Source organism: Streptomyces sp. 2A115, from assembly GCF_052245575.1.
Lineage (GTDB): Bacteria > Actinomycetota > Actinomycetes > Streptomycetales > Streptomycetaceae > Streptomyces.
Genome location: NZ_JBQQCG010000031.1, coordinates 71,805 through 84,654 on the forward strand (window position 1 = coordinate 71,805; position 12,850 = coordinate 84,654).

Sequence of the window (12,850 nt, forward strand, 5' to 3'; positions counted from 1 at the left end):
ACGATAGAAACCGGTCTCTACGGAAGCTAGAGGTGCCCTCCGGAGTCGGGCAAGACGTCGTACCGAGATTAGTGCGCTCGATTCCACAATCCCCCCAGGTCTGAACGGGATTTCGAACTGGTAACCGTGGCGCGACAGACAAACCGGGGCTCAAAGAGACCGGTTGCCCAGATAGCGGGCGTCAGCCGCCCCCACCTGGGGGCACGGGGCTGTATCGATATGCGGCTCCGCCGCATGGACGCGACCAGCCCACAACTACCCGCACACCCCCACCGGCCTAAGCCGATCGCCGGGTGGAGTCCCGCAACACCACATGCGTACCGAGCACCAGATGCTGGCTGTCGGGCAGCTCTTCACGGTGCAGCGCCAGCCGGACGGCCGCCCGGCCCAGCTCCTCCTGGGGAATGCTGACCGTGGTCAGCGAGGGATAGACGTCCTTGGCGACGGGAATGTCGTCGTAGCCCGCGACGGCCACATCGTCGGGGATCCGCCGCCCCGCCTCGCGCAGGGCCTGGATCACGCCCGCCGCGACCATGTCGGTACCCGCGAAGATGGCGGTGAACTCCAGCCCGGACGCGAGGAGTTCACGGGTCGCCTGATAGCCGTACGAGCGGGTGAAGGGGCCGTCCAGGATCAGCTTGGGATCCGGGGCGAGGCCCAGCAGCTCGTGGGCCCGGGTGAAACCGCTGATGCGCTGGCTGCTGGTGGACAGGTCGGGCATCCGGGCCAGGTAGGCGATGTTCCGGTGTCCCGCCGACAGCAGGTGCGTGGTCATCGCGAAGGCGCCGCCCTCGTTGTCGTAGTCGACCACCGTGGCGGGTACGCCCGGGCCGAGCGGCGGCCGGCCCACCAGGACGAGCCGCGAGCCCACCCGGTCCAGGGCGTGCGCGAAGTGCGTCATACGGTCCTGGTACGCCTTGTCCCGCCAGGCGCCGCCCACGACGATCACGGCGTCCGCGCGCTGCTCACGCATGGTCTCCACGACGGCGAGGACCCGCTGCGGGTCACCGTGTGTGGTGCACAGCATGCAGAGCCGGCCTTCGGCCGACGCCTGTTCCTCGACGCCGCGCGCGATGTGCGCGTAGAAGGGCCCCGTGACGTCGTCCACGACGAACGCCACGGTCTTGTTGGTCGAGCCGCCCAGTGCGCGGGCGTGCGCGTTGACCACGTAGTCGAGGTCGCGGATGGCCTTGAGCACCCGGGCGCGGGTGCTCGCGGCGACCGGGTAGGTGCCGCCGAGGACACGGGAGACGGTCGAGGCGGAGACCCCCGCCCGTGCGGCGACGTCCCTGACCGTGGACGCGTCCCTGCTCGCCTCGGGCTCCGTTTTCTTGGTCACCGCTCGGCTCCCTCCCCGCATTGGTGCACGTCACACTACGAGACGCCGGGCGGGTTCGCCCCCGGGCTCCCGGCGCTCGCCCCGTCGGCGGCGTCGGCGCGCAGGGTGATCGTCATGCGGTGCGCTCCAGTGCCGCATGGTCGATCCCGTGGGCCAACTCCCGTCCGGACAGTAGCCGCTCGGCCTCCTCCGCCACCGTGAGGCCGAGCCGGGCCACCTCGTTGCCCTGCGAGCCCGCGAGATGCGGCGTGATGAACGCGTTCGGCAGGTCGAAGAGCGGCGAGTCGGCCGGCAGGGGCTCCGGGTCCGTGACGTCGAGGATCGCGCCGAGCCGGTCGGCGCGCAGCTCGTCGATGAGCGCGTCGTGGTCGAGGAGGGCGCCGCGCGCGGTGTTGACCAGCACCGATCCCGTGGGCATCAGGGCGAGTTCGCGACGGCCGATCAGGTGATGGGTCTCGGCGGTCTGCGGGGCGTGGATGGTCACGATGTCACTGTTACGCAGCAGGTCGTCGAGCGGCAGCAGGGAGACACCGAGAGTGGCGGCCTCCGCCTCGTCCACGTACGGGTCGGCGAGGCTCACCTTCAGGTCGAAGGGGCGCAGCAGCTCGATGAGCCGACGTCCGATGCGGGACGCGCCCACGACGCCCACGCGGCGGCCGAAGTTGCCGATGTCCTGGACGATCTCCCCGTAGGGGAAGACGCGTTGGGTGCGGAAGCGGTCACGGTGGGCGAAGAGGTCCTTGCCGGCCAGCAGGATCATGGCGAGCGTGTACTCGGCGACCGGCAGCGCGTTGGCCCCGGCCGCCGACGACACGACGAGACCGCGCTCCCAGACCGCGGGCGCGGCGAGGCCCTTGACCGAACCCGCCGCGTGCAGCACGGCCCGCAGCTTCGGCGCCGCGTCCAGCACGGCCTCGTCGATACGCGGGCAGCCCCACCCGGTGATCAGGATCTCGGCCTCGGCCAGCGCGTCCCGTACACGGGGGTCGGTGAAGTCCTCGACCACCAGAGTGGGATCGATTTCTACCGCGTCCCGCAGCCGGGCGAGCACCTCCGGTGGGAAGATCTGCGGCACGTTCTCAGTAGTCATGGCGAACAGTGCCAGGGGGCGCTCGGGCAAGGGAGGTGGCCTTCCGGGTCGGTGAACTCATCGATAGCAACCGGTCTCTACGGTAGGTGTCATGGAGTGAGGGGGTCAATGGACATGAGGTTGGGGGGTCTGCGGGCCGTTCTGTCTCTGCGGGCCGACTGTGGCTGGTCGCTCCCCCACTCTCGGCTTCGCTCGAGCGGGGGGACCCCCATGAGCGGGGGGACCCCCATCACGGCGGAGCCGCACGGTGTCACAGTCCCGCGCCCCTTACGGGGCGCCGGTCAAGGTAGCTTCCATCCGTGACCGGTTCTCATCGGCAACGGAAACTTCATGGGAGGGACGACGGATGGCAGAGCCCCTGACCAACTGGGCGGGAAACATCACATACTCCGCCAAAGAGCTGCACCGCCCGCACTCCCTCGACGCCCTCCGGACCGTCGTCGCGGAGAACGAGCGGGTGCGGGTGCTCGGCAGTGGGCACTCGTTCAACGAGATCGCCGATCCGGGCAGTGAGGGCATGCTGCTCTCGCTGACCGCGTTGCCGCCGTCGGTCGAGGTGGACACGGCGGGTCGTACCGTTCGGGTGGCGGGCGGCGTGCGGTACGCGGAGTTGGCGCGGGTGGTGCAGGGGCACGGGTTCGCGCTGCACAACATGGCCTCGCTGCCGCACATCTCGGTGGCCGGCTCGGTGGCGACCGGCACCCACGGTTCAGGCAACACCAACGGCTCGCTGGCCTCGGCCGTACGGGAGGTCGAGCTAGTCCTCGCCGACGGCTCGCCCCTCACGATCGGCCGGGGTGACGCCCGCTTCGACGGTGCCGTGACCGCTCTGGGCGCGCTCGGTGTCGTCACCGCGCTCACCCTCGACCTGGAGCCGGACTTCGAGGTCGCCCAGCACGTTTTCGGTCAACTCCCGCTCGTGGGACTGGACTTCGAGACGGTGTCGGCATCGGCGTACAGCGTGAGTCTGTTCACGGACTGGCGGCAGTCGGGCTTCGTCCAGGCGTGGGTGAAGCGGCGCACGGACCAGCCGTGGGGCGGCTTCCCGTGGGCCGCGCCCGCCACCGAGGCCATGCACCCCGTGCCGGGCATGCCCGCGATTCACTGCACCCAGCAGTTCGGTGTGCCGGGGCCCTGGCACGAGCGCCTGCCACACTTCCGGCCCGAGTTCACCCCGAGCAGCGGCGCCGAGCTCCAGTCGGAGTACCTGCTTCCGCGCCCGTACGCCCTCGACGCCCTGCGCGCCCTCGACGGGATCCGAGAGTCGATCGCGCCGGTGCTGCAGATCTGCGAGGTACGCACGGTCGCCGCCGACCAGCAGTGGCTGAGCCCTTCGTACGGGCGCGACACCGTGGCCTTCCACTTCACCTGGGTCGAGGACACGGCGGCCGTCCTGCCCGTGGTCCGGCGACTGGAGAAGGCACTCGCGCCCTTCGATCCGCGCCCGCACTGGGGCAAGGTGTTCACCGTGCCGCCGGCCGTGGTGCGCGAGCGCTGTCCGCGGATCGACGCGTTCACGGCCCTGGCCGACGAGCTGGACCCGACCGGCACGTTCCGCAACGCGTTCGTCCGCGAGGTGCTGGGCGGGTGACGGGCGGGTGACAGGCGGAGTGGTCGGCGGGTGACGGACCGCGTTTGCCCGGGATTGACGCACGGCGTGATCGGCTTCTGCCTCGCGGCGGCGCGGAGGACTTTATAAAACCCCTTTCCTAACCCCTTGTCGAAAGTCCTCGCGGGTCATAGCCTTGCGCCGCGCCGAGGCCCCCGGGCCTCGCCATGGCCTGAGGGACCGAGGGGGCACGTTCTGGTGAAGCGCACGTCACGCGACATCCGCACCGCAAACCGCTACGAGGTGCTGCGCCAGATCATCGCCCGGTCGCCCACCTCCCGCCAGGAGCTGGCGGCCGCGACCGGGCTGAGCCTCGCCACGGTCGCCACGCTGGTCGGTGAGCTGCTCGATCTCCGGATGTTGACGGAGGTCGGGTTCGAGGACTCCGCGGGTGGCCGCCCGCGGGGTCTGGTGGCCGTCAACGCGTCGGGGGGCGCGTTGATCGGCGTCGACATCGCGGAGACGTACGTGCGGGTCGAGCTGTTCGACCTCGCGCTGAACATGCTGGCCCGCGCAGCCGAGGACATGCGCCCCGGTGAGATCCGCCCGGAGCAGGTCGTCGGGCATGTCGCCACGGCCGTCGGCTCGGTGGTCGCGCAGGCCGGGGTCGAGGGCGCACGCGTTCTGGGGGTGGGCGTCAGTGTGCCCGGCCAGGTGGACCGGGAGGCGGGTGTCTCGGAGTACGCCCCGAACTGGGACTGGCACGACGTGCCGCTGCTCGACCTGCTCTCCGAGCACATCGCGTATCCCCTGTACCTCGACAATCCGCTGCGCGCCTGCGCGGTCGCCGAGCTGTGGTTCGGGGCCGCCCGAGGGCGCGGAGACGCCGTGGTGGTGAACCTCGGGACCGGGGTCGGTGCCGGGCTCGCCCTTGGCGGCGGGCTGCACCGAGGCGTGAGCAACAGCGCCGGCGAGTGGGGCCACACCACACTCGTTCTCGACGGCCGGCTGTGCCACTGCGGCAACCACGGGTGTGTGGAGACGTATGTCGGGGCGCCCGGAATCATGCTGAACCTCAGGGAGTTGAGCCCGCGCAGCCCGCTGCTCCACCCCGAGGACCAGACGGCCACGATCGACGCGCTGGCGCGTGGAGTCGCCGCCCAGGACCCGGTGGCGATCAAGGTGGTCCGGGACACCGCGCGGTACCTCGGCGCCGGTATCGCCGACCTGGTGAACCTCCTCAACCCTGAAGTGATCGTACTCAGCAGCTGGGTCGCGGCGGCGCTCGGCGAGCCGCTGCTGGCCGAGGTGCGGGAGGCCGTGGCCCGGCACGCGCTGCGACGACCGCTGGCCGCCACGGAGATCGTCCTCTCCCCCATTCCCACCGATCCGGTGTGCCTCGGCGCGGCGACCTTCGCGCTGGAGGGAGCTCTCACCTCGGTGAGCCAGAAACCGGCGGGCGGCAGAGCCGCAGCACGTCGCGCGACCACTGCCGCTGCCGCCGCCGCGAGGAGCCGTACAACACCACGTTCATGACGGCCGCGGGCCCGCCATGTCCGGTATCTCGAACCCTCCACAACGCTTCGAACCGACTTTGTCCAACCCCTTGCCGAAGCCTTAGGCGAAGGTTAACTTCCCCGCACCGCACAGCGTTTTGAGCCACCGCCGTACTCGAGACAAGGACGTCAGAATGTCGGCACTGAGCAACAGCAACTGGGACCGTCGATCCGTACTGCGAGCCGCCGCAGGGCTCGCCGCCCTCGGCCCGCTGGCCGCGTGTGGCGGCAACACCGGCCGTGAGGGCGGGGGTTCTTCGGGCAAGGCCCTCACGCAGTACTTCCACGCGTACGGGGAGGCCGGTACGCAGGAAGCCATCAAGAAGTACGCGAAGGCCTACGACGATGCCCGCGTGACCACCCAGTGGATCACCGGCAACAACTTCGAGAGCAAGCTGTTCTCGTCGCTGCTCACCGACAACGCGCCGGACGTCTTCGAGTTCCACCCTCAGCTGCAGCTGATCAAGAGCGGTCAGGTGGCGCCGCTGGACGACATCCTCGGCCCGGTCAAGGACGACTTCAACCCGGCCGACATCAAGTCGCACACGGTCGACGGCAAGGTCTACGGCGTCCGGATGATCGACGACCCGCAGTTCTTCTTCTACCGCAAGTCGGTGCTGGAGAAGGCGGGCGTGGGGGTGCCCCAGACCCTCGAAGAGCTCGCCGAGGCCGCCGAGAAGCTCACCACCGACAAGGTCAAGGGCCTGTTCATCGGCAACAGCATGGTGTCGACGAACTACGCCCTGGTGTGGGCCGCCGGCGCCGACCAGCTCAACGCCAAGAACGAGATCGCCTACCACACCGACGAGGTGGCCGCGGCGCTGAAGGTGTACCGCAAGATGTTCACCAGCGGCCACCTGCTCCTGGACGCCCCCGCCGACTACTGGGACCCGTCGGCCCTGGTCCAGGGTCTGACCGCCATCCAGTGGTGCGGCATGTGGGCCATGCCCGTGATGCAGAAGGCCCTCGGCGACGACCTCGGCATATTCCCCTTCCCCTCCGCTGCTCCCGGCGCCAAGCCCGCGGTCTACAACGGCGGCTGGTCCATGTTCGTCAACGCCAAGGGCAAGAACGTCGACCTGGCCAAGGAGTACGTGAAGTGGCTCTGGATCGACCAGAAGGAGTACCAGGAGGACTGGGCGCTCAGCTACGGCTTCCACATCCCGCCGCGCACCTCGATCGCCGAGACCGCCACCAAGCTCAAGTCGGGCCTGCCCGCTGAGGGCGTCAAGCTGTTCACCGACTACGGGCGCTTCGACAACATCTCCTGGACCCAGGCGATGATCACCGCGTTCGAGGAAGTGATCGCCAACTCCGTCCGCAAGGGCACGGACCCGGAGAAGGCCCTCGACGCCGCGGACAAGAAGGTCAACCTGGAACTCAAGAAGCTCTTCGGATAGGCCGACGGACAGGTATCGAGATGTCGACCACCACGACGCGCGATGCCACGCGCCCCGCCCCGGCCAAGGTCTCCAAGACCAAGCCGCGGCGGGGCCTGCAGGGCAGCACGCTCAACTTCTGGCTCTTCACGGGCCCGTTCCTCATCGGTCTGCTGATCTTCGTCTACATCCCCATCGGATGGAGCGCCTGGCTCAGCTTCTTCGAGGCGCGCTACACCGTCACGCCCGACAAGTTCGTCGGCTTCGACAACTACAAGCTGATGCTGACGAACGGCGACTTCACCAAGTCGCTCGTCACCTTCACCGTCTTCGCCGCGATCATCGTGCCGGTCACCTGGGCACTGTCGCTCGGCCTGGCGCTGATGGTGCACCGGCTGCGGTTCATGAAGGCGTTCTTCCGGTCCGTCTTCTTCCTGCCGACGGCGTGCAGCTTCGTCGCCGCCTCGCTGATCTGGAAGATGTCCATCTTCAGCGGTGTCCGCTTCGGTCTGATGAACACCATCCTCAACGTGTTCGGGATCGAGAACGTCGCCTGGCTGGCCGACCCCAACCCGCCCTGGTACTGGCTGGTCATCGTCACCGTCCGGCTGTGGCTCCAGGCCGGCTTCTACATGATCCTGTTCCTGGCGGCCCTGCAGAACATCCCGCCGGAGCTCTACGAGGCCGCCGCGATCGACGGCGCCAAGCCGGGCTGGCAGACCTTCCGGTACATCACGCTGCCCCAGCTGAGGGCCACGTCGACGGCGGTGATCCTGCTGCTGCTGGTGGCCGCGTATCAGGCGTTCGACGAGTTCTTCAACCTGCTCGCCAAGACGACCTGGGGCCGTCCGCCCCTCGTCGAGCTGTACTACACCGCCCTGGGCGACGACCAGGACTACGGCGCCGGCAGCGCGGGCGCGGTCATCCTGACCCTGCTGATCTGCATGGTGACGATGCTCCAGGGCAGGTTCATGGGCTTCGGAAGGGGGGAGGAGACCAAGTGACGACCCTCATGGAAACCCGCAAGACCGACGTCGAACCTCCGAAGAAGCGCGAGCGCAGGCGCGACCGGCGTGGTGTCTTCGGCTCCGCCGGTCTCTACACCGCCACCGGCATCTGCGCCCTGCTCTTCCTGGTCCCCTTCTACCTGATCATCCGCAACGCCCTCTCCACGGACGCCGAAATCACCGGCGAGGACTGGCAGTTCTTCCCCACGGACATCCAGTGGGGCAACATCACCGAGCTGTTCGACGACCCGACGGTCCCGTTCGCCCAGTCCCTGTGGAACTCGACGGTCGTCGGCGTCCTGCACACCGTCGGCACCCTGCTGGTCTGCTCGCTCGCGGGATACGGCCTCGCCCGGATCCCGTACAAGCACGCGAACAAGATCTTCTACGCGGTCCTGGTGACCCTGATGGTCCCGGCCGCCGTGACCTTCGTACCGAGCTTCGTGCTGGTCTCGTCGCTCGGCTGGGTGTCGAGTATGCAAGGTCTCATCGTTCCGGGGCTCTTCAGTGGTTTCACCTGCTTCCTGTTCCGGCAGTACTTCCTGGGGTTCCCCAAGGAGCTGGAGGAGGCGGCGCGCGTGGACGGGCTCGGGTACTGGGGTGCGTACTGGCGCATCGTGGTGCCCAACTCGCTGAACTTCTTCGCCGCGATCGCCACCATCACCTTCATCAGCGGCTGGAACGCCTTCCTGTGGCCCCTGGTCATCGGTCAGGATCAGGAGGCGTGGACCGTACAGGTCGCGCTCTCCTCGTACATGACCAACCAGACCGTCAACTTCCATCTGATCTTCATGGCCACGGCCATCTCGATCCTGCCTCTGGTGCTCGTGTTCCTCTTCCTCCAGCGCTGGCTGGTGCAGGGGGTCGCGCAGACCGGCATCAAGGGCTGACCTAGGAGACCGATGTCTTTCCGCACCACCACATCCGTCGACTACGTCGAGGACGTCTCGCCCGGGAGCGGCGCGCTGCCGCCCCGGGCGTGGTACGCGTCCTCGGACGCCGCTTCCCTTTCGCTGAACGGCAGTTGGCGTTTTCGGCTGTCGGCGACGGCCGACGCCGAGGACGACTCCTTCGCGGCGGAGGGGTTCGACGCCGGGTCCTGGGCCGAGGTGTCGGTACCGGGCCACTGGGGACTCCAGGGGCACGGCTCGCCGATCTACACCAACCACCTCTACCCGTTCCCGGTGGATCCGCCGAGGGTGCCGACGGAGAACCCGACGGGTGACCATCTGCGGGTCTTCGACCTGCCTTCGTCGTGGCCTTCGGACGGTGGGGGCGTGCTCCGTTTCGACGGGGTCGAGTCCTGCGCCCGGGTGTGGCTCAACGGCACGGACATCGGCGAGTTCAAGGGATCCCGGCTGCCGCACGAGTTCGCGGTCGGGCATCTGCTGAAGCCGACGGGGAACGTGCTCGCCGTCCGCGTTCACCAGTGGTCGGCGGGCTCGTACCTGGAGGACCAGGACCAGTGGTGGCTGCCGGGCATCTTCCGGGACGTCACACTGCTGCACCGGCCGGCGGGCAGCGCGCTCGACTTCTTCGTGCACTCCTCGTACGACCATCTCGAAGGCACCGGGACCCTGCGCGTCGACTCCGACGTCGACGGCCGGGTCCTCGTGCCCGAGTTGGACATCGATGTCGCGACCGGCGAGTCCGTGACCGTGCCGGTCCGGCCGTGGACCGCCGAGACGCCCCGGCTGTACGACGGGACGCTGGTCACGGAGGGCGAGCGGGTGCCGCTGCGCATCGGCTTCCGTACGGTCGTGCTGGCGGACGGCCTGATCAAGGTCAACGGCAAGGCGGTCCTCTTCAGGGGCGTCAACCGGCACGAGTGGCACCCCGAGCGTGGCCGCGCCCTGGACCTGGAGACCATGCGCCAGGACGTGCTGCTCATGAAGCGGCACAACATCAACGCCGTGCGCACGTCCCACTATCCGCCGCACCCGGCCTTCCTCGACCTGTGCGACGAGTACGGGCTGTGGGTCATCGACGAGTGCGACCTGGAGACGCACGGCTTCACCGAGCAGGCCTGGCGCGACAACCCGGTGGACGACGACCGCTGGACCCCGGCGCTCCTCGACCGCGCGTCCCGCATGGTCGAGCGCGACAAGAACCACCCGTCGATCGTCATCTGGTCCCTCGGTAACGAGGCCGGCACCGGGCGTGGGCTCACCGCCATGGCCGAGTGGATCCGCGGCCGGGACGGCTCGCGGCTCATCCACTACGAGGGCGACTGGGACTGCCGCGACACGGACATGTACTCCCGCATGTACGCCGACCACGCCGAGACCGAACGGATCGGCCAGGGCCTCGACGGCGGCACCCTGAAGCGTCGTCAACTCCCCTTCATTCTCTGCGAGTACGGGCACGCCATGGGCAACGGCCCCGGTGGCATCGCCGACTACCAGCGGATCTTCGAGACGTACGACCGGATCCAGGGCGGCTTCATCTGGGAGTGGATCGACCACGGCATCAAGGACGAGCGGTACGGCTTCGCGTACGGCGGTGACTTCGGTGAGGAGCTGCACGACGGGAACTTCGTCTGCGACGGGCTGATCTTCCCGGACCGGACGCCGTCGCCGGGGCTCGCCGAGTACAAGAAGGTGATCGAGCCGGTCCGTATCGAGAGTGACGGTGCGGACGGGACGGTCCGGATCACCAACGGCTACGACTTCGCGGACCTGTCGGCGCTGGCCTTCGAGTGGTCGTACGAGGTCGACGGCGAGACGGTCGAGGCGGGAGCCCTGAACGTGCCCGCGCTCGCGCCGGGCGAGTCGGCGCAGGTGAAGCTGCCGGAGCCACCGGCGGACACGCGTGAGGCGGAGAGCCGGTGGACAGTTCGGGCGGCACTCGCCGCCGACACGGCGTGGGGGTCGAAAGGGCATCTGGTGGCGTGGGTCCAACTGCCCTTCTCTGAACGCCCGTTGGTGACCGTCGCCGCCAGTGAGCGCCCTGTCCTCGACGATCAGGGGTGCATCACGCTCGGGCCCGCCGTCTTCGGCGCCCGGACCGGCGAGCTGGCGACGATCAACGGGATCGACGTCATCGATCTGAAACTCGACGTGTGGCGGGCTCCCACCGACAACGACGAGGGCGCGGAGTGGCAGCCGGACACCCGCTACGGAGCGCTGTGGCGCAAGCTCGGTCTGCATCGGATGCAACACCGACTGGACGCCGTCGAGTTGAGCGACGACGCCCTCACCGTACGCACCCGGGTGGCACCGGCCGCCGCGGAGGTGGGCCTGCGCACGGTCTACCGGTGGACGTCCGACGGGACACGGCTGAGGCTGACCGTGTCCGTGGCCCCCGAGGGCGACTGGAACGTGCCGCTGCCACGGCTCGGCATCCGCCTGGGGCTGTTCGCCGGCAACCGGGTGAAGTGGCACGGCGGCGGGCCCGGCGAGGCGTATCCGGACACCAACTCGGCCTCGATGCTGGGGCGTTGGGAGTCCACGGTGGACGACTTGCAGACCCCGTACGTCCGTCCGCAGGAGAACGGCGCCCGTGCCGACGTCCGCTGGGCGGAGATCAGCTGGGGGGAGGACTTCTCCGCGCTGCGTGTCGAGGGCGAGCCGGAGTTCTGGTTCACCGCCCGCCGCTGGACGAGCGAGGATCTGGACGCGGCCGAGCATCTGACCGATCTGACGCCCGGCGACACCGTGTGGGTCAACCTCGACCACGGCCAGCACGGCATCGGCTCGCAGTCGTGCGGTCCGGGCACGCTGCCGCAGTACTTCCTGCGGGCCGAGCCGACGGAGTTCTCGTTCGTCTTCTCGGCGACGGATTAGTCCAACTCGTTGATCAATTAATCCATTGACCGATTGATCGACATTCTGACACCGTCGTGACGTCCTCCGCGGCCGGTCGACTCCCGTCGACCGGCCGCGATTCACGTGCCCTGCAAGGGAGTCCCCGACGTGAGCGGCAGTATCGAGGTCCGCGGCCTGTCCCGGACCTTCCACACCACCGTGCGCCGCCCCGGCTTCCTGGGCGCGGTGCGGTCCCTCGTCAATCCGGAGCGGGTCGCCAAAGAGGCCGTCTCCGACATCACCTTCGACGTCTCCCCCGGCGAACTCCTCGCCCTGCTCGGCCCGAACGGCGCCGGCAAGTCCACCACCATCAAGATGCTCACCGGCATCCTCACCCCCACGTCCGGCGAGGCACGGGTCGCGGGCGTCGTCCCGTACGAGGAGCGGGAGCGCAACGCGCGCAACATCGGCGCGGTGTTCGGGCAGCGCACCCAGCTGTGGTGGGACCTGCCGGTGCGGGAGTCCTTCGCGATCCTGCGCGACATCTACGACGTGCCGGAGGCCGAACACCGCGCCAGGCTGGGCGAGTTCGACGAGCTCCTCGACCTGTCCTCGTTCTGGGACACCCGCGTACGGCATCTCTCGCTCGGCCAGCGCGTGCGCTCCGACCTGGCCGCCGCGCTGCTGCACGATCCGCCGGTGGTGTTCCTCGACGAGCCGACCATCGGTATGGACGTGGTGGTCAAGGAGCAGGTGCGCGAATTCCTCCGGTACCAGGTGGAGGAGCGCGGGCGCACGGTACTGCTCACCACGCACGACATGACGGAGGTCGAGCGGCTCGCCGAGCGGGTCGTCCTGATCAACCACGGGCGGCTGGTCCTGGACGGCTCGCTGGACGAGATCCGCCGGAAGTTCGGCTCGACCTGGCAGGTGCGAGCCACACTCGCCGATCCGCACGCGCCCGTCGAGTCGCTGCCGGGGATCGCGCTGCTGCGGCGGGAGGGCCCGCAGGTCGTCTTCGGTCCGGAGGGGCTGGACGGGCCGGACGCCTCCGCGGCTCCCACCGTCCACCAGGCGCTGAAGCAGGTCATCGAGCGGTACGAGGTGACCGACATCGCCCTGGACGAGGCCGACCTGGAGGACGTGATGCGGGCGGCGTACGCCCAGGCGGGGGGCGAGTGACC

The 12,850-nt window shown here is 69.0% G+C and carries 9 protein-coding genes; 7 read left to right on the forward strand and 2 right to left on the reverse strand.

Annotation, left to right across the window (positions count from 1 at the left end):
- Positions 1-277: 277 nt before the first annotated feature.
- The gene (locus tag ACTWQR_RS25960) at positions 278-1,339 is read right to left on the reverse strand and encodes a LacI family DNA-binding transcriptional regulator (RefSeq protein WP_443229574.1); all 1,062 of its coding nucleotides are present in this window, start codon (positions 1,337-1,339) and stop codon (positions 278-280) included.
- Positions 1,340-1,451: 112 nt separating this feature from the next.
- On the reverse strand, positions 1,452-2,459 hold the full coding sequence (locus ACTWQR_RS25965; RefSeq protein WP_443229575.1) for a hydroxyacid dehydrogenase: 1,008 nt from the start codon (positions 2,457-2,459) through the stop codon (positions 1,452-1,454).
- A 316-nt stretch (positions 2,460-2,775) separates the two neighbouring features.
- Here ACTWQR_RS25965 and ACTWQR_RS25970 point away from each other — a divergent pair, with 316 nt between their 5' ends.
- The 7 genes from ACTWQR_RS25970 to ACTWQR_RS26000 all read left to right on the forward strand — a co-directional run bounded on the left by ACTWQR_RS25970 (position 2,776) and on the right by ACTWQR_RS26000 (position 12,848).
- Complete coding sequence (locus ACTWQR_RS25970; protein ID WP_443229576.1) at positions 2,776-4,020, forward strand: FAD-binding protein; 1,245 nt, start codon at positions 2,776-2,778, stop codon at positions 4,018-4,020.
- A 216-nt stretch (positions 4,021-4,236) separates the two neighbouring features.
- Positions 4,237-5,514: an ROK family protein gene (locus ACTWQR_RS25975; protein ID WP_443229577.1), complete on the forward strand. Its 1,278-nt coding sequence runs from the start codon at positions 4,237-4,239 to the stop codon at positions 5,512-5,514.
- A gap of 154 nt (positions 5,515-5,668) precedes the next feature.
- Positions 5,669-6,934, forward strand: a complete 1,266-nt coding sequence (locus ACTWQR_RS25980) for an ABC transporter substrate-binding protein (protein WP_443229578.1) — start codon at positions 5,669-5,671, stop codon at positions 6,932-6,934.
- Positions 6,935-6,954: 20 nt separating this feature from the next.
- The gene (locus ACTWQR_RS25985) at positions 6,955-7,917 is read left to right on the forward strand and encodes a carbohydrate ABC transporter permease (protein ID WP_443229579.1); all 963 of its coding nucleotides are present in this window, start codon (positions 6,955-6,957) and stop codon (positions 7,915-7,917) included.
- A gap of 8 nt (positions 7,918-7,925) precedes the next feature.
- Positions 7,926-8,810, forward strand: coding sequence for a carbohydrate ABC transporter permease (locus tag ACTWQR_RS25990; protein ID WP_443229611.1), 885 nt, complete (start codon positions 7,926-7,928; stop codon positions 8,808-8,810).
- A gap of 12 nt (positions 8,811-8,822) precedes the next feature.
- The gene (locus tag ACTWQR_RS25995; protein WP_443229580.1) at positions 8,823-11,705 is read left to right on the forward strand and encodes a glycoside hydrolase family 2 TIM barrel-domain containing protein; all 2,883 of its coding nucleotides are present in this window, start codon (positions 8,823-8,825) and stop codon (positions 11,703-11,705) included.
- Positions 11,706-11,834: 129 nt separating this feature from the next.
- Positions 11,835-12,848, forward strand: coding sequence for an ABC transporter ATP-binding protein (locus ACTWQR_RS26000; protein ID WP_443229581.1), 1,014 nt, complete (start codon positions 11,835-11,837; stop codon positions 12,846-12,848).
- The last annotated feature ends 2 nt before the right edge of the window (positions 12,849-12,850 follow it).